This is a genomic window from Saccharopolyspora mangrovi, from assembly GCF_035320975.1.
Lineage (GTDB): Bacteria > Actinomycetota > Actinomycetes > Mycobacteriales > Pseudonocardiaceae > Saccharopolyspora > Saccharopolyspora mangrovi.
The window spans coordinates 6,962-23,675 of sequence record NZ_JAWLNX010000020.1; the positions used below are offsets into that span (position 1 = coordinate 6,962).

Below are 16,714 nucleotides of genomic sequence, written 5' to 3' on the forward strand. Positions count from 1 at the left end.
CGGCGGTAATCCGTTGAACGCTACGAACTTCGAGGAGGATTGACGTGATCTGTCAGGACAGGGTCGTGATCGTGACCGGGGGTGCGCGTGGGCTCGGGCGGGCGCACTCGTTGGAGTTCGCGCGGCAGGGGGCGAAGGTCGTCGTCAACGACATCGGCGTGCAGCTCGATGGGACCGGCGGGGACGGGTCGGCGGCCGCGGAGGTCGCCGAGGAGATCCGGGCGCTCGGGGGTGAGGCCGAGGTGCACGGGGCCGACGTCGCCGACTGGAGCCAGGCGCGGGAGCTCGTGGAGTTCGCCGTGGAGCGGTTCGGACGCCTCGACGTGCTGGTGAACAACGCCGGGTTCGTGCGGGACCGGATGTTCGTCAACCTCGCCGAGGACGAGTGGGACCAGGTCATCCGCGTCCACCTCAAGGGCCACGCCGCAACCATGCGGCACGCCGCGCAGCACTGGCGCGACCGCACCAAGGCGGGTGAGTCCGTGCAGGCGCGGATCATCAACACGACCTCAGGGGCCGGACTGCTCGGCAGCGTCGGCCAGACCAACTACGCGTCGGCCAAGGCCGGGATCATCGCGCTCACCCTCAACACCGCGGCCGAACTCGCCCGCTACGGCGTCACCGTCAACGCCATCGCGCCCTCGGCGCGCACCCGCATGACCGAGACCGTCTTCGCCGACATGATGGCCCAGCCCGACCAGGGTTTCGACGAGATGGCCCCGGAGAACGTCTCGCCGCTGGTGGCGTGGCTCGGCAGCGTCGAATCCGCCGAGGTCACCGGCCGGGTCTTCGAGGTCGCCGGTGGGGACATCACCGTGGCCACCGGCTGGACCCGAGGACCCTCCCGCGACGCGGGACGCCGCTGGAACGCCGGCGAATTGGGCCCCGTCGTGTCAGAACTGCTCGCCAAGGCCCCGGTTCCCGGCCCCGTCTACGGCACCTGAGCGAGCGGGGTGGTACATCTCTTTTCAGGAAGTTCGTCGAATTCTCGGAGGACAGCGGTGAGCGATCGGCACGCGTGGATCGAGCCCGGCGTGGAACAGGTCGGCCCGGGCGTGCACCGCATCCCGCTGCCGCTGCCCAACGACGGCCTGCGGGCGGTCAACGTCTACGCCATCGAGGACTCCGACGGGCTGGTGCTCATCGACTCCGGCTGGGCGCTGGAGGAGGCCCGCGCGCAGCTGGAGAAGGGCCTCGGCGAGATCGGCTACGACTTCGCCGACGTGCAGCGGTTCCTGGTCACCCACGTGCACCGCGACCACTACACGCTGGCGGTGCAGCTGCGCCGCACCTTCGGGTCCAAGATCAGCCTCGGTGCGGGAGAACAGCCCACGATGGACGCGATCCTGGCCGGTGGCACCGAACTCGCCGAGATGCGGCGGCTGCAGCGCTGGGGCGCGCAGGAACTCCTCGGCAGGCTCGCCGAGGAGTACGGAAAACCGCCGGAGCGCAAGGGAGAGAACCCCTACGAGCCGCCGGACGAGTGGCTGCACGGCAAGGTCGAGATCCCGCTGGGCTCCCGCACGCTGCTGGCCGTGCCCACGCCGGGGCACACCCGCGGGCACGTCGTGTTCCTCGACGCCGACTCGTCGGTGCTGTTCTCCGGCGACCACATCCTGCCGCACATCACGCCCTCGATCGGCGTCGAATCGGCCCGCCCGGACCTGCCGCTGGGCGACTTCCTGGACTCGCTGCGGCTCATGCAGACCTACCCCGACCTGCGGCTGCTGCCCGCGCACGGGCCCGTTGGCGGCAGTTCACACCAGCGGGTCGAAGAGCTGCTCAGCCACCACGACGAACGCCTGCAGCAGACCGCCGAGGTCGTCCGCGACGGCGCCGGAACCGCCTACGAAGCCGCGCTGAAGCTCGGCTGGACCCGGCGCAACAAGAACTTCGCCGACCTCGACCTGTTCAACCAGGTCCTGGCCGTCGGAGAGACCAGCGCGCACCTGGACCTGCTGGTGCAGCGCGGCGAGCTCACCGCCACCCAGAACGGGGATGCGGTGGAGTACTCAGGCCAGCAGTAGCCGGACGGTCAGCTCGAGGCGGTTGGACACGTCGGACGCCGAGGCTCGCCGGGTCACCCACGCGACCAGGTTGGACAGCCACACGTCGCCGATCACCCGCGCGATCGCCTTCTGCTCCTCGGTGGGCTCGTCGGGCGTCATGGCCTGGGTGAACAGCTGCTCCATCAGCAGCGCCACGGTGTCGACCTCGTTGGCCACCGAGGTGTCGGCGAACATGAACGCCCTGGTCATCGCCTCGGTCAGCTCGGGGTTGCGCTGCAGCTGGCGGGTGGTGCGGTTGAGCACGTGCAGCACCCGGTCGTAGGCGGTGTCACCCGGGATCTTCGACCGGTCCAGCTTCTCCTGCTCCCGGGCGAACTCCCGCGCCAGGCCGACCACCAGCAGGTGGATCTTCGACGGGAAGTAGCGGTAGAGGGTGCCCAGGGCGACATCGGCCTTCTCGGCGACCGCGCGCATCTGCACGGCGTCGTAGCCGCCCTTGCTCGCCAGCGCGAGGGTGGCGTCGATGATGCGCTTGCGGCGCTCAGCCTGCGCCGTGGTGCCGGTCGTGCTGCCCCGGAGTGCCTCCAGCACGTTCTGCGAGCTTTCCATGGGCCGGGCTCTCCTTGAACAGTCGACGGACAGCGGGTGACGGCGAAGCGTGTTCGTCGCCACGCGACTCATCGTCCGGGGCTACTAACGGGTTAAGGTAAGCGGGTTACCTCGACCGAAACATGTTCCAGTCTACCCAGCCCGCGGCCCCCGGGCAGTGTGAGGTGAATCGTGCGGATCGCGCTGCTTTCCTATCGGAGCAAGCCGCATTGCGGCGGACAGGGTGTCTACGTCCGCTACCTCAGCCGCGGCCTCGCCGAGCTGGGACATCACGTCGAGGTCTTCTCCGGGCAGCCCTACCCGGACCTGGACCCCGGCGGCGACCTGACCCCGGTGGACAGCCTCGACCTCTACAACGACGACGACCCGTTCCGCACCCCGCACTGGCGCGAACTGCGCGACCACATCGACCTGCTGGAGGTCGGCACCATGTGGACCGCCGGGTTCCCCGAACCGATGACCTTCAGCATGCGCGCCGCCCGGCTGCTCAAGGCCCGCGCGCACGAGTTCGACGTCGTCCACGACAACCAGTGCCTGGGCACCGGCCTGCTCTCGCTGCAGCGAGCCGGGATCCCGCTGGTCGCCACCGTGCACCACCCGATCACCCACGACCGCCGGGTCGACCTCGCCGACGCCAAGGGCTGGCGCAAGCTCACCGTGCGCCGCTGGTACGGCTTCACCCGCATGCAGGCGCGCGTCGCGCGGCAGATCCCGCAGCTGCTGACCGTCTCGCAGAACTCCGCCGACGACATCCGCGAGGACTTCGGCGTCCGGCCCGATCAGCTGCGCGTGGTGCCGCTGGGCGTGGACGCGGAGGTGTTCACGCCGCCGGCGAAGCCGCGCGTGCCCGGCCGGATCGTGGCGATGGCCAGCGCCGACACCCCGATGAAGGGCGTCGGCACGCTGCTGGAGGCCGTCGCGAAGCTGCGCACCGAGCGCGAGGTGGAGCTGGTGCTGGTCAGCAAGCTGACCCCCGGTGGGCCGACCGAGCAGCGCATCGAGGAACTGGCCATCGGCGACGTGGTGCGCACCGTCAAGGGCATCAGCGACGAGGAGCTGGCCGAGCTGTTCGGCTCCGCCGAGGTCGCCAGCGTTCCCTCGCTCTACGAGGGCTTCTCGCTGCCGACGGTGGAGGCGATGGCCTGCGGCACGCCGCTGGTCGCCAGCCGCGCGGGCGCGATCCCCGAGGTCGCCGGGCCGGACGGGGAGTGCGCCGACCTGGTGCCACCGGGCGACGCCGAAGCGCTGGCCAAGGCGCTGGCCCGGCTGCTGGACTCGCCGGAGCGCCGCGCCCGCCTGGGCGCCAACGGTCGTGAGCGGGTGCTGGCCCGCTACAGCTGGAAATCCGTGGCAGCGGCGACCGTCGACTGCTACGCCGAAGCGATCGCGCGCAGCCCGCGCGGTGGGAAGGGAGCAACGCGTTGCTGACGGTGGACTTCGACAGGCTCGGCGTGCGGCCGGGACAGCGGGTGCTGGACCTGGGCTGCGGTGGCGGCCGGCACGCGTTCGAGCTGTACCGGCGCGGCACCGACGTCACCGCCTTCGACCAGGACGTCGAAGAGCTGGAGAACGTGGCCGCGATGTTCGCCGCCATGAAGGACGAGGGCGAGGTGCCCGAGGGCGCCAAGGCCCAGACCGTCTCCGGTGACGCGCTGGCCCTGCCGTTCGCCGACGGCGAGTTCGACGTCGTCATCGCCTCGGAGATCATGGAGCACATCCCCGAGGACGAGAAGGCGATGCGCGAGCTCGTCCGCGTGGTCAAGCCCGGCGGTCGCGTCGTGGTCACCGTCCCGCGCGCCTGGCCGGAGCGGATCTGCTGGGCGCTGTCGGACGAGTACCACCAGGTCGAGGGCGGCCACGTGCGGATCTACTCCGCCGAGGAGCTCATCGGCAAGCTCACCGACGCCGGGTTGCGCTACGTCTTCCGCGACTACGCGCACGCGCTGCACTCGCCGTACTGGTGGATCAAGTGCGCGGTGGGCACCGACAACGACGACCACCCGCTGGCCAAGGCGTACCACGCGTTCCTGGTGTGGGACATGATGAAGGCGCCGTGGATCTCGCGCACCGCCGAGAAGCTGCTCAACCCCGTCGCCGGCAAGAGCATCGCGGTCTACCTGGGCAAACCTCGTGCCCGCGCCTGAGCTGCCGGGCGTCGTCTCAGCCGAGGCGCTCGTCCAGACCGGCAAGGCCATCGCGTCCGTTCAGCTCCCCTCCGGGGAGATCCCGTGGTTTCCGGGCGGGCACACCGACCCGTGGGACCACGTCGAGTGCGCGATGGCGCTGTCGGTGGTCGGGCAGCTCACCGAGGCCGAGCGCGCCTACGAGTGGCTGCGCAGCACCCAGCGCGCCGACGGTTCCTGGCCGCTGCAGGTGCGCGACGGCGTGGTCGAGGACGCTGGCGCCGACACCAACTACTGCGCCTACCCGGCGGTGGGCGTGTGGCACCACGTGCTGATCACCGGCGACGAGTCGTTCGCCGAGCGGATGTGGCCGATGGTGCGCGACGCCATCGACTTCGTGCTCACCGCGCAGCACCAGCGCGGCGAAATCGATTGGGGCATCGGCGAAGCCGGGCCGACCGGTGAGGCCCTGCTGTCGGGCAGCTCCAGCATCCACCAGAGCCTGCGGTGCGCGCTGGCGCTGGCCGAGCGCGTCGGGGTGCCGCAGCCGAGCTGGGAGGTGGCCGTCGGCCGCCTCGGGCACGCGCTGCGCAGGCATCCGGAGGCGTTCACGCCGAAGACCCGGTACTCGATGGACTGGTACTACCCGATCCTGGGCGGTGCGGTGCGCGGCGAGGCCGGTCTGCGGCGCATCGACGAGCGCTGGGACGACTTCGTCGTCGACGGTCTCGGCATCCGCTGCGTCGACGACCACCCGTGGGTCACCGGCGCCGAGACCTGCGAGCTGGTGCTGGCCCTCGACGCCCTCGGCGAGCACGACCGCGCGGTGCAGCAGCTGAGCGCGATGCAGCACCTCCGCGACCCCGACGGCTCGTACTGGACGGGTTTCGTCTTCGCCGACGGCAAGCGCTGGCCGGAGGAGCAGTCGTCCTGGACCGCCGCGGCGGTCGTCCTCGCCACCGACGCCCTGACCCGAACCTCGCTGGGCAACGGCATCTTCCGAGGCGAAGACCTCCCGAACGGCCTCCCGGTCGAGAACGCCGCCTGCTGCACCTACGAACGCACCCGCTGACCCATCACCCCACTCGGCCCACGAAACCACCCGGCCGAGTGGGGTTTTTCGAATTTCGCGCGAAGTTCGACCGGCCTGGAGGGCACCACAACTTCGCGCGAAATTCGAATCCTCACCCGCGCCCGGGCGGGTAGGGCCTGGTCACGGGGTGGGGCTCGAATTTCGCGCGAAATTCGAATCCTCACCCGCGCCCGGGCGTGTAGGGCCTGGTCACGGGGTGGGGCTCGAATTTCGCGCGAAGTTCGAGGGGGAGGTGTGGCGTTCGAATTTCGCGCGAAATTGGAGATGCCCGGGTCAGGGGAGGGAGCCGGGTTCGCCCGTCGTGCGTTCGAGGACTCGCATGGAGCCCGTGACCCGGGTTTCGGTGAAGGCGCCGGTGGCGAGGGCTCGGCGGTAGATGCCGTAGGGGGCCTGGCCGCCGTCCTCGGGGTTGGGGAAGACGTCGTGGATGACCAGGGCGCCGCCGGGGACCAGCCAGTGCGCCCAGCCCTCGTAGTCGGTGATGGCGGCCTCCTCGGTGTGGCCGCCGTCGATGAACACGAAGGTCAGCGGCGTCCGCCAGAACGACGCGACCTCGCCGGAGCGGCCGACGATGGCCGTGACCTCGTCCTCCAGTCTCGCGCGGGCGATGGTCCGGCGGAACTCGCCGAGGGTGTCGAGCTTGCCGACGGCGGGGTCGACCAGCGTCGGGTCGTGGTACTCCCAGCCGGGCTGGTGCTCCTCGGAGCCCCGGTGGTGGTCGAGGGTGACGATCCGGCCGCCGGTGCGCCGGGCTGCCGCACCCAGGAAGATCGTCGACTTCCCGCAGTAGGTGCCGATCTCCACGCCCACGCCCTGGCCCAGGTGCGCCAGGGCGGTCTCGTGCAGCGCCAGGCCCTCGTCGGTGGGCATGAACCCGGTCGCCTGCTCGGCGAGGTCGAGCAGTTCCACAGGCATCGACGGGTGGTGCTCGCGGTCGGTGGTCGATCCCTGCGTCACGTGGTGCCTCTTTCGAATCGGTACTGATGCGCGTTGCAGCGTACCCGGTCCACCCGCTAGCTTGTTAGAACATGTTCTAATTCTCGCAGTGCGGGCGCGGACGAGGAGGCGTTGTGCCGATCGCGATCACCGACGAGCAGCGGGCCCTGCAGGAGTCCATCCGATCTTGGGCCGAGGGGCTGGGCACCGATCCGGTGCGCAAGCTGGAGAGCGCCGAGGCCCCGGTCTGGCACGAGGAGGAGACCTGGACCGGCTTGACCGAGATCGGCGTGTTCTCACTGCTCGCCGAGGGGATCGGCACGCTGGCCGACCTCGCCGCCGGTCTGGAGCAGGCGGCCGATGCGCTGGTCCCAGGTCCGGTGTGGTCCACGGCCCTGGCCGTCGCGCTGCTGGGCGACGCCGACTTCGCCGAAGGCCGGGCCACCGCCGCCGCTGCGCTGGAGCCCGGCGAGCTGAACGCCGTCGAAACCGCTGACGGGCTGGTGGTTTCCGGCCGCATCGCGGCCGTCCCGGGCGCGATGGGGGTGACCCACCTGCTGCTGCCCGCCCGCTCGGGCGACCGCGAGGTCTGGTTCCTCGTCGCAGCCGACCAGGCGGAACGTCACCCGCGCGCGTCGCTGGACCTGTCCCGCCCGGTCGCCGAGGTCGTGCTCCGCGACGTCGCGATCCCGGCCGAGAACGTCCTCGACCGCGACGTCCGGGACCTCGCGGTCACGCTCGCCGCCGCCGAGGCCGCCGGGATCGCGAGCTGGTGCCTGCGCACCGCGGTGGAGCACGCGGGAACCCGCGAGCAGTTCGGCCAGGTCATCGGCTCGTTCCAGGCCGTCAAGCACTTCTGCGCCCGGATGCTCTGCGAGGTCGAGAAGGCCACCGCGCTGGCCTGGGACGCCGCCCGCGCGGCCGAGGACGCCCCGGACGAGCACCCGCTGGCCGCCGCCGCGGCCGGAGCCGCGGTCTTCGACGCGGCGGTGGAGGTCGCCAAGGACTGCATCCAGGTGCTCGGCGGCATCGGCTTCACCTGGGAGCACGACGCCCACCTCTACCTCCGCCGGGCGCTGGCTCTGCGGCAGACCGTCGGCGGCTCGGCCGGCTGGCGTCGCCGCGTCGCGGACCTGTCGGCTTCCGGTGCGCGCAGGCGGCTGAGCCTGTCGGCCGAACTCCCCGAGGACCGGCGCGGTGAGATCCGCAGCGCGGTCGAGGGGATCGCCGCGCTTTCCCCGCAGCAGCAGCGGATCCGGCTCGCCGAGACCGGCTACCTCGCCCCGCACTGGCCCCGGCCCTACGGCTGCGGCGCGAGCCCGCACGAGCAGCTGCTCATCGACGAGGAGCTCGACCGCGCGGGCGTGCGGCGCCCCGACATGGTCGTGGGCAACTGGGCCGTGCCGACCATCGTCGAGCACGGCACCGACGCCCAGCGCGAGCGGTTCGTCTGGCCGACGCTGCGCGGCGAGGTCACCTGGTGCCAGCTGTTCTCCGAGCCGGGCGCCGGTTCCGATCTCGCCGGGCTGCGCACCAAGGCCGAACGCGTCGACGGCGGTTGGAAGCTCACCGGCCAGAAGGTGTGGACCTCGCTCGCGCAGGAGGCCGACTGGGGGATCTGCCTGGCCCGCACCGATCCGGAGGCGCCGAAGCACCGCGGCATCAGCTACTTCCTGGTCGACATGCGCTCCGAGGGCATCACGGTGCGCCCGCTGCGCGAGATCACCGGCGTGGAGCGGTTCAACGAGGTGTTCCTCGACGAGGTCTTCGTCCCCGACGACTGCCTGGTCGCCGAACCTGGCCAGGGATGGAAGCTCGCGCGCACGACGCTGGCCAACGAGCGCGTCGCGCTCGGCGGCGGGTCGAGCCTCGGTCAGGAGGTCGAGCGGCTGTTGGCCGATCCCGGCTGCGCGGACCCGTCGATGCGCGAACGCCTCGGAGCGGCCGTGGTCGACGGCCTGACCGGCTCGCTGCTGCGCCTGCGCTCCACCCTGCGCAGCCTGCACGGCCGGGGGCCGGGCGCGGAGTCCAGCGTCGAGAAGCTGCTGGGCGTGTGGCACCGCCAGAACGTCGCCGAGCTCGGCACCGAGGTGCTCGGCGCCGAAGCGCTCGTGGTGGAGGCCGAACCGGTGCACGAGGTGCTGCTCACCCGCGCCCTGTCCATCGCCGGTGGCACGACGCAGATCCTGCTCAACGTCATCGCCGAACGGATCCTCGGGCTGCCTCGCTGAGGCTTGCGCGGGAGGTCGCTCAGACGGTAGAAGTAGAACAAGTTTCACAACGTGGCCAGGGTTGGTCGAGGGGGCGGGATGGAGTTCACGCTCGGAGAGACGCAGCAGGCAGTGCGGGATCTCGCGGCTGAAGTTCTGGCGCGGGAGACCGAGCGGTCGGCCGCCTCAACTGGAATCGGTTTCGACGAGTCGGTGTGGAAGGCGCTCGGCGAAGCCGGCCTGCTGTCGTTGCCGGTCCCCGAGCGCCTCGGTGGTGCCGGTCTCGGCCCCCTGGAGGTCGGCCTGGTGCTCACCGAGGTCGGCAAGGCCGGGGTCGGCGTCCCGGCGCTGGCCACCCTCGCCTTCGGCGTCCTGCCCATCGCGCGGCACGGCGAGCACGACCAGCAGGAGCGGTTGCTCGCCGAGCCGGGCCGCGTGTTCAGCGCCGCGCTCAACGAGGTCTCGAACCCGCTGCCGGTGAAACCCGCTGCGGTGGTGCGGGTATCGCGCGTCACCGGGCGCAAGACCGGTGTGCTGCACGCCGACACCGCTCACCGGCTGCTCGTCTCGGCGAGCACCGAGCGCGGGCCCGCGATCGCGCTCGTCGACCCGCACGCCGACGGCGTCACGCTGCACTCCGCCAAGTCCTCGACCGGCACCGAATGGGTCGTCGACCTCGACGCGGTCGAATGCGAAATCCTCGGCGCGCCAGGAGAAGAGCTGCTCGACGACGTGCACGCCTGCGCGCTCGCGGGCATGTGCGCGCTCGGTGACGGAGCCGTGGCCGGGGCGCTGGAGCTCACCGCAGAGCACCTGCGCACCCGCCACCAGTTCGGCAAGCCGCTGGCGGCGTTCCAGGCGGTCGCGCAGCAGATCGCCGACGTCTACGTCGTCAACCGCACCCTGCACCTGGCCGCGCTGTCGGCGTCCTGGCGGCTGGGGACCGGGCGCGACGCGGGCGAAGACCTCGACGTCGCCGCGTTCTGGCTCACCGACCAGGCGCCGGGCGCGATGCACACCTGCCACCACCTGCACGGCGGGCTCGGGGTGGACATCACCTACCCGATGCACCGCTACTACTCGCAGGTCAAGGACCTCGCGCGGCTCGCGGGCGGCGCCGCGCACCGCGTCGACGTCCTCGCCCGACACGCCTGAGGAGAAGCCGTGTTCATCGAACTCACCGAGGAGCAGCGGGCGCTGCAGGCCGAGCTGCGCGAGTACTTCAGCAACCTCGTCACCCCCGAGGAGCGCGCAGCGCTGGCCGTCGACCGGCACGACCAGGCGCACCGCGCGGTCGTGCGCCGGATGGGTCGCGACGGCTGGCTCGGCGTGGGCTGGCCGCAGGAGTACGGCGGACGGGGTTTCGGCGACGTCGAGCAGTACATCTTCGCCAACGAGGCCGCCCGCGCCGACGTGCAGCTGCCGTCGGTGACGCTGCAGACCGTCGGGCCCACCCTGCAGGCCTACGGCACCGAGGAGCAGAAGTCCTTCTTCCTGCCCAAGATCCTCGCTGGGGACGTGCACTTCGCCATCGGCTACACCGAGCCCGAGGCGGGCACCGACCTGGCCTCGCTGCGCACCACCGCGGTGCGCGACGGCGATGAGTTCGTGGTCAACGGGCAGAAGATCTTCACCACCGGCGGGCACGACGCCGACCACATCTGGCTGGCCTGCCGCACCAACCCCGACGCGCCCAAGCACAAGGGCATCTCGATCCTCATCGTCGACACCAGCGACCCCGGCTACTCGTGGACGCCGATCATCACCGCCGACGGCTCGCACCACGTCAACGCCACCTACTTCAACGACGTGCGGGTCCCGGCGTCGATGCTGGTGGGGGAGCAGGACCGGGGTTGGAAGCTGATCACCACCCAGCTCAACCACGAGCGCGTCATGCTCGGCCCGTCCGGCCGCACCGGCGGGCTGCGCGAGCGCGTGCACGCGTGGGCGCGCTCGCACGGTCTGCTGGAACTCCCCGACGTGCGACGGGTTCTCGCGCGGGTGCGGGCCTTCGAGCGGGTCAACGAACTGCTCAACTGGCAGGTCGCGGCCTCGGCCTCGCTCGGTCCGGTGGAGGTCGCCGACGCCTCGGCGACCAAGGTGTTCTCGTCCGAGACCGTGCAGGTGCTGGGCCGCGAGCTGGAGGAGATCGTCGGACGCCACGGTGATCCCTCCGATGAGGACACCGCAGAACTGCTGCACTGGCTGGACGTCCAGGCCAAGCGCAACCTCGTGCTGACCTTCGGCGGCGGTGTCAGCGAAGTGCAGCGAGAGCTGATCGCCACCGCCGGGCTGGGACTGCCGCGGGTGCCGCGCTGAGGAATGGGAGTGACATGACCAGTACCGCCACCGAAGCCGACGAGATCCGGGCGGCGGCGAAGCGGATCGCCGAGGGCGGTGCCAGCGCACCGCGTTCCGCGCGCGACCCGGTGAACCTGCCTATGATCAACAACTGGGTCGAGGCGATGCGCGACGCCAACCCGGTCTACAACGACGCCGAGGCCGCCGCCGAATCCGTCCACGGTGGACTGGTCGCGCCCCCGGCGATGGCGCAGGTGTGGACGATGGGCGGGCTCCACCCGCAGCGCGACCCCGACGACCCGCTCTACGCGATGATGGGCGCGCTCGACGAGGCCGGTTACGTCTCGGTCGTGGCCACCAACTGCGACCAGACCTACCACCGCTACCTGCGGCACGGCGAGCACGTCACGGTCACCACCAAGCTCGACTCGGTGGTCGGGCCGAAGAAGACCGGTCTGGGTGAAGGCTGGTTCGTCACCACTCGCAACACCTGGTACGTCGGCGACGAACCCGTGGCCGAGATGATGTTCCGGGTCCTGAAGTTCAAGCCCGCCGACGCGAAACCCGCCGAACCGCAGCCGGAACCGGAGCCGCCGGCCGAGGTCATCCGGCCCGCGATCAACCGCGACACCGCCTACTTCTGGGAGGGCACGGCCGCCGGTGAGCTGCGCATCCAGCGCTGCGGCGGCTGCGGTCTGCTGCGGCACCCGCCGGGGCCGATGTGCCCGGAGTGCGGTGCCACCAAGCGCACGCACCTGGTCTCCGACGGGCTCGGCGAGGTCTGCAGCTACGTCGTGCACCACCGGCCCGCGATCCCGGGCAAGGAGCTGCCGCTGGTGATCGCGCTGGTCGAGCTCGACGAGGGCGTGCGCGTCCTCGGCGAGCTGCACGACGTCGATCCCGACGAGGTGACGATCGGGCAACGCGTCCAGGTCGCCTACCAGCGCGTCGACGACGAACTGACCTTGCCGTACTGGAAACCCGTGGAGACAGAATGATCCTGACGCGCACGCGCTCGGCGGGTGAGGTCGCCATCGGCGACGCGCTGCCCGAGGAGCGCATCGAGGCGACCCCGACCTTCATCGTCAGCACGGCCATCGCCACCCGCGACTTCCAGGACGTGCACCACGACCGCGACCTGGCCCAGGCCAAGGGGTCGGAGGACATCTTCCTCAACATCCTCGCCACGACCGGACTGGTGCAGCGCTACGTCACCGACTGGGCGGGCCCGGAGGCGCTGGTGCGCGGGGTGTCGATCAAGCTCGGCGTGCCCTGCTACGCGTACGACACGCTGACCATGCACGGTCAGGTGCTGGAACGCGGCGACGGCGTGTTCGTCGTCGAGGTGCTGGGCCGCAACCAGCTCGGCACCCACGTCACCGGCCGGGTGCGGCTGGAGCTGCCGGAGGTGGCCCGATGATCTCAGGCAAGACCGCCATCGCCGGCATCGGCGCGACCGAGTTCTCCAAGGACTCCGGGCGCAGCGAGCTCCAGCTGGCCGCCGAATGCGTGCGCACCGCGCTCGCCGACGCCGGGCTTTCGCCGTCCGATGTGGACGGTTTGGTCACCTTCACGATGGACACCAACACCGAGGTGGCGGTGGCCCGCGAGGTCGGCATCCCGAACCTGAGCTACTTCAGCCGCATCCACTACGGCGGAGGCGCGGCCTGCGCCACCGTGCAGCAGGCGGCGATGGCGGTGGCGACCGGGATGGCCGAGGTCGTGGTCTGCTACCGGGCGTTCAACGAGCGCTCCGGGCAGCGGTTCGGCCAGTTCAACGCCGGGCTGTCCGGGCAGGCGACCTCCACCGGGGTGGACAACAGCTGGTCCTACCCGATGGGGCTGGGCACGCCGGGCGCGCAGGTGGCCATGTTCGCCCGCCGCTACATGCACGAGTACGGCGCGACCAGCGAGGACTTCGGCCGGATCGCGGTCGCCGACCGCAAGCACGCGGCCACCAACCCGAACGCCTGGTTCTACCAGCGGCCGATCACGCTGGAGGACCACCAGAACTCGCGGTGGATCACCGAGCCGCTGCGGCTGCTGGACTGCTGCCAGGAGAGCGACGGCGGCGTGGCACTGGTGGTCACCAGCCTCGACCGCGCCCGCGACCTGGCCCACCCGCCCGCGGTGGTGGCCGCGGCGGCCCAGGGCAGCGGGCCGGACCAGTTCACCATGACCAGCTACTACCGCGACTCGTTGACCGGGCTGCCGGAGATGGGCCTGGTGGCGCGGCAGCTGTGGGAGCAGTCCGGGATCGGGCCGCAGGACGTGCAGGTGGGCGTCCTCTACGACCACTTCACGCCGTTGGTGCTGGTCCAGCTCGAGGAGCTGGGTTTCTGCGGCCGGGGCGAGGCCAAGGACTTCATCGCCGACGGCGCCATCGAGCACGGCGGGCGGTTGCCGCTGAACACCCACGGCGGGCAGTTGGGGGAGGCCTACATCCACGGGATGAACGGCATCGCCGAGGCGGTCCGCCAGATCCGGGGCACGGCGGTCAACCAGGTCGACGAGGTCGGCAACGTCCTGGTGACCGCGGGCACTGGCGTCCCCACCAGCGGACTGGTGCTCACAACCAACTGAAACATGTTATAGATTTTGCCGCTTCGGGCAGTATGATGTGACGCGTAACAGCACGTGAACCGGTTTTACCGCCAAAGGGAACCTGTTCCAGTACGGTGTCGTGGAGGTCGCATGCTCAGTGCCGAGACCCGGGAAGGCCTCGCCGCGCGGCTGCGGCAGGCCGAGCGCGAACGGGAGCCGATCCCGCCGCTGGTCGAGTCGCACCCCGACATCGACGTGGTCGACGCCTACGAGATCCAGCTGATCAACATCCGCCGCCGCGACGTCGCGGTCGCCGGGCACAAGGTCGGGCTGTCCTCGCCGGCGATGCAGCAGATGATGGGCGTCGACGAACCCGACTACGGGCACCTGCTCGCCGACATGCAGCTGGCCGAGGACGTCCCGATCGACGCACGCGCCTACTGCTACCCGCGCGTGGAGGTCGAGGTCGGGTTCCTGCTGGCCGAAGACATCCCGCCGGACTGCGACGAGCAGGGCGTGCTGGAGCGCACCGAGGCGCTGATCCCGTCCATCGAGCTCATCGACAGCCGCATCCGCGACTGGCGCATCGGCATCGCCGACACCATCGCCGACAACGCCTCCTCCGCCGGCTACGTGCTCGGCGCCGCTCGGGTGGCGCCCGGCGAGCTCGACGCGCGCGGCATCGACGCCGTGCTGCACCGCAACGGCGAGGTCGTCGCCGAGGGCCGCTCCGACGCGGTGCTCGGCAACCCCGCCACCGCCGTGGCCTGGCTGGCAGGCAAGGTCGCCGGGTTCGGGGTGCGGCTGCGCGCGGGCAACGTCGTACTGCCCGGTTCCTGCACCCGCGCCATCGACCTGCGGCCCGGAGATGCGTTCCGCGCCGAGTTCTCGGGTCTCGGCACCGTCGGTCTCACCGCGAAACCCTAGGGAGGGCGTCATGACCGCGAAGGCGGCCATCGTCGGGTCGGGCAACATCGGCACCGACCTGCTCTACAAGCTCAGCCGGGCCGAACACGTCGAACCGGCCTGGATGATCGGCATCGATCCCGACAGCGATGGCCTGCGCCGCGCGGCCGACATGGGGGTGACCGCCAGCGCCGACGGCGTGGACTGGTTGCTGGCCAACGAAACCCCGGACATCGTCTTCGAGGCGACTTCGGCCTACGTGCACAAGGCCAACGCGCCGCGCTACGCCGAGCGCGGCATCCGGGCCATCGACCTCACCCCGGCCGCCGTCGGTCCGTACGTGGTGCCGCCGGTCAACATCGGCGAGCACCTCGAGGCGCCGAACATCAACCTCATCACCTGCGGCGGGCAGGCCACCATCCCGATCGTGCACGCCGTCTCGCGGGTGGTCCCGGTCGCCTACGCCGAGATCGTCGCCTCGGTCGCCTCGGTGTCGGCCGGGCCCGGAACCCGGTCCAACATCGACGAGTTCACCCGCACGACGGCCAAGGGCATCGAGGTCATCGGCGGAGCCGAGCGCGGCAAGGCGATCATCGTGCTCAACCCCGCGGACCCGCCCATGATCATGCGGGACACCATCTTCTGCGCCATCCCGGCCGACGCCGACACCGACGCCATCGGTGAGTCGATCACCCGGATGGCTCGCGACATCGCCGAGTACGTCCCCGGCTACCGGCTGCTGTCCGAGCCGCAGTTCGACCCGCCCTCGGCCGTCACCGGCGGCCAGGCCCGCGTGGCGGTGTTCGTCGAGGTCGAGGGCGCAGGCGACTTCCTGCCGAAGTACTCCGGGAATCTCGACATCATGACCGCCGCCGCCGTGCGGGTCGGCGAAGAACTCGCCCGCACCGGGGCGCTGCAGAAGGAGGCCGCGCGGTGACCGGACTGCCCAAGACCTACAGCAACGAGCTGGACCTGCGCATCACCGACACCTCGCTGCGCGACGGCTCGCACCACAAGCGCCACCAGTTCACCGCCGACGAGGTGCGCGACATCGTCACCGCGCTCGACGGCGCCGGGGTGCCGGTGATCGAGGTGACCCACGGCGACGGGCTCGGCGGATCCTCGTTCAACTACGGGTTCTCGCGCACCCCCGAGCAGGAGCTGATCACCCTCGCGGCCGAGACCGCGCGCAACGCCAAGATCGCCGTGCTGATGCTGCCCGGGGTGGGCGTCACCGACGACATCGTGATCTCCCGCGACAACGGCGCCTCGGTGTGCCGGATCGCCACCCACTGCACCGAAGCCGACGTGTCGGTGCAGCACTTCGGGCTCGCGCGCGAGCAGGGCATGGAGACCGTCGGATTCCTGATGATGGCCCACTCCCAGCCACCGGAGGTGCTGGCCAAGCAGGCGCGGATCATGGTCGACGCCGGCTGCCAGTGCGTCTACGTCGTCGACTCCGCCGGCGCTCTGGTGCTGGAGCAGGTCGCCGAGCGGGTCCAGGCCATCGACGCCGAGATCGGCGGCGACGCGCAGATCGGCTTCCACGGGCACGAGAACCTCGGCGTCGCCGTGGCCAACTCGGTGGCCGCCGCGCGCGCCGGTGCCGTCCAGATCGACGGCAGCGCACGGCGTTTCGGCGCCGGGGCCGGCAACACGCCGGTGGAGGCGTTCGTCGGGGTGTGCGACAAGCTCGGTTTCCGCACCGGGGTGGACTTCTTCGCCATCGCCGACGCCGCGGAGGACGTGGTGCGCCCGGCGATGCCCGAGGAATGCCTGCTCGACCGCTCCGCGCTGATGATGGGCTACGCCGGGGTGTACTCCAGCTTCCTCAAGCACGCCGCCAACCAGGCCGAACGCTACGGCGTCAGCCAGGCGCAACTGCTGGTGCGGGCCGGTGAGCGCAAGCTCGTCGGCGGCCAGGAGGACCAGCTGATCGACATCGCGCTGGAACTGCAGCGCGAACAGGCCAAGTGACAAGGA

General features: G+C 70.9%; 16 protein-coding genes. 14 read left to right on the forward strand and 2 right to left on the reverse strand.

Annotated elements, in window-relative coordinates; genetic code table 11:
- The first annotated feature begins 38 nt into the window (after positions 1 to 38).
- Both R4I43_RS24530 and R4I43_RS24535 read left to right on the forward strand, forming a co-directional pair.
- On the forward strand, positions 39 to 944 hold the full coding sequence (locus R4I43_RS24530; protein ID WP_324268151.1) for an SDR family oxidoreductase: 906 nt from the start codon (positions 39 to 41) through the stop codon (positions 942 to 944).
- 57 nt (positions 945 to 1,001) lie between these two features.
- Positions 1,002 to 2,027: an MBL fold metallo-hydrolase gene (locus tag R4I43_RS24535; protein WP_324268054.1), complete on the forward strand. Its 1,026-nt coding sequence runs from the start codon at positions 1,002 to 1,004 to the stop codon at positions 2,025 to 2,027.
- Here the strand turns inward: R4I43_RS24535 and kstR are convergent.
- On the reverse strand, positions 2,013 to 2,618 hold the full coding sequence (gene kstR / locus R4I43_RS24540; protein ID WP_324268055.1) for a cholesterol catabolism transcriptional regulator KstR: 606 nt from the start codon (positions 2,616 to 2,618) through the stop codon (positions 2,013 to 2,015). The two genes, R4I43_RS24535 and kstR, sit on opposite strands and share 15 nt — an antisense overlap.
- 171 nt (positions 2,619 to 2,789) lie before the next feature.
- On the opposite strand from kstR, the gene R4I43_RS24545 reads away from it, so the two are divergent.
- The 3 genes from R4I43_RS24545 to R4I43_RS24555 are packed head-to-tail and all read left to right on the forward strand — an operon-like array spanning position 2,790 to position 5,813.
- On the forward strand, positions 2,790 to 4,046 hold the full coding sequence (locus tag R4I43_RS24545; RefSeq protein ID WP_324268056.1) for a glycosyltransferase family 4 protein: 1,257 nt from the start codon (positions 2,790 to 2,792) through the stop codon (positions 4,044 to 4,046).
- Positions 4,047 to 4,048: 2 nt separating this feature from the next.
- Positions 4,049 to 4,762, forward strand: coding sequence for a methyltransferase domain-containing protein (locus R4I43_RS24550; RefSeq protein ID WP_324268152.1), 714 nt, complete (start codon positions 4,049 to 4,051; stop codon positions 4,760 to 4,762).
- Positions 4,749 to 5,813 carry a prenyltransferase/squalene oxidase repeat-containing protein gene (locus R4I43_RS24555; RefSeq protein ID WP_324268057.1) on the forward strand — a complete coding sequence of 355 codons (1,065 nt, stop codon included), beginning with the start codon at positions 4,749 to 4,751 and terminating at the stop codon, positions 5,811 to 5,813. Before R4I43_RS24550 ends, R4I43_RS24555 begins: the two co-directional genes overlap by 14 nt.
- Before the next feature lie 294 nt (positions 5,814 to 6,107).
- On the opposite strand, the gene R4I43_RS24560 is transcribed toward R4I43_RS24555, so the two are convergent.
- Entirely contained in the window at positions 6,108 to 6,791 is a 684-nt protein-coding gene (locus tag R4I43_RS24560; protein WP_324268058.1) for a class I SAM-dependent methyltransferase, read from the reverse strand.
- A gap of 113 nt (positions 6,792 to 6,904) precedes the next feature.
- Here R4I43_RS24560 and R4I43_RS24565 point away from each other — a divergent pair, with 113 nt between their 5' ends.
- The 9 genes from R4I43_RS24565 (at position 6,905) to dmpG (ending at position 16,708) form a co-directional block, all read left to right on the forward strand.
- The gene (locus R4I43_RS24565) at positions 6,905 to 9,001 is read left to right on the forward strand and encodes an acyl-CoA dehydrogenase (protein WP_324268059.1); all 2,097 of its coding nucleotides are present in this window, start codon (positions 6,905 to 6,907) and stop codon (positions 8,999 to 9,001) included.
- A 78-nt stretch (positions 9,002 to 9,079) separates the two neighbouring features.
- Positions 9,080 to 10,135 (forward strand): acyl-CoA dehydrogenase family protein, encoded by a 1,056-nt coding sequence (locus R4I43_RS24570; RefSeq protein WP_324268060.1) that lies wholly within the window; start codon positions 9,080 to 9,082, stop codon positions 10,133 to 10,135.
- Positions 10,136 to 10,144: 9 nt separating this feature from the next.
- On the forward strand, positions 10,145 to 11,299 hold the full coding sequence (locus tag R4I43_RS24575) for an acyl-CoA dehydrogenase family protein (RefSeq protein WP_324268061.1): 1,155 nt from the start codon (positions 10,145 to 10,147) through the stop codon (positions 11,297 to 11,299).
- 14 nt (positions 11,300 to 11,313) lie between these two features.
- Complete coding sequence (locus R4I43_RS24580; RefSeq protein WP_324268062.1) at positions 11,314 to 12,279, forward strand: bifunctional MaoC family dehydratase N-terminal/OB-fold nucleic acid binding domain-containing protein; 966 nt, start codon at positions 11,314 to 11,316, stop codon at positions 12,277 to 12,279.
- Positions 12,276 to 12,701: a MaoC family dehydratase gene (locus tag R4I43_RS24585; protein ID WP_324268063.1), complete on the forward strand. Its 426-nt coding sequence runs from the start codon at positions 12,276 to 12,278 to the stop codon at positions 12,699 to 12,701. The genes R4I43_RS24580 and R4I43_RS24585 overlap by 4 nt, the downstream gene beginning before the upstream one ends.
- The gene (locus tag R4I43_RS24590; protein WP_324268064.1) at positions 12,698 to 13,864 is read left to right on the forward strand and encodes a lipid-transfer protein; all 1,167 of its coding nucleotides are present in this window, start codon (positions 12,698 to 12,700) and stop codon (positions 13,862 to 13,864) included. The genes R4I43_RS24585 and R4I43_RS24590 overlap by 4 nt, the downstream gene beginning before the upstream one ends.
- Before the next feature lie 111 nt (positions 13,865 to 13,975).
- Entirely contained in the window at positions 13,976 to 14,752 is a 777-nt protein-coding gene (locus R4I43_RS24595; RefSeq protein ID WP_324268065.1) for a 2-keto-4-pentenoate hydratase, read from the forward strand.
- A gap of 10 nt (positions 14,753 to 14,762) precedes the next feature.
- The gene (locus R4I43_RS24600; protein WP_324268066.1) at positions 14,763 to 15,668 is read left to right on the forward strand and encodes an acetaldehyde dehydrogenase (acetylating); all 906 of its coding nucleotides are present in this window, start codon (positions 14,763 to 14,765) and stop codon (positions 15,666 to 15,668) included.
- The gene (gene dmpG, locus R4I43_RS24605; RefSeq protein ID WP_407691307.1) at positions 15,665 to 16,708 is read left to right on the forward strand and encodes a 4-hydroxy-2-oxovalerate aldolase; all 1,044 of its coding nucleotides are present in this window, start codon (positions 15,665 to 15,667) and stop codon (positions 16,706 to 16,708) included. The genes R4I43_RS24600 and dmpG overlap by 4 nt, the downstream gene beginning before the upstream one ends.
- Positions 16,709 to 16,714: the final 6 nt, after the last annotated feature.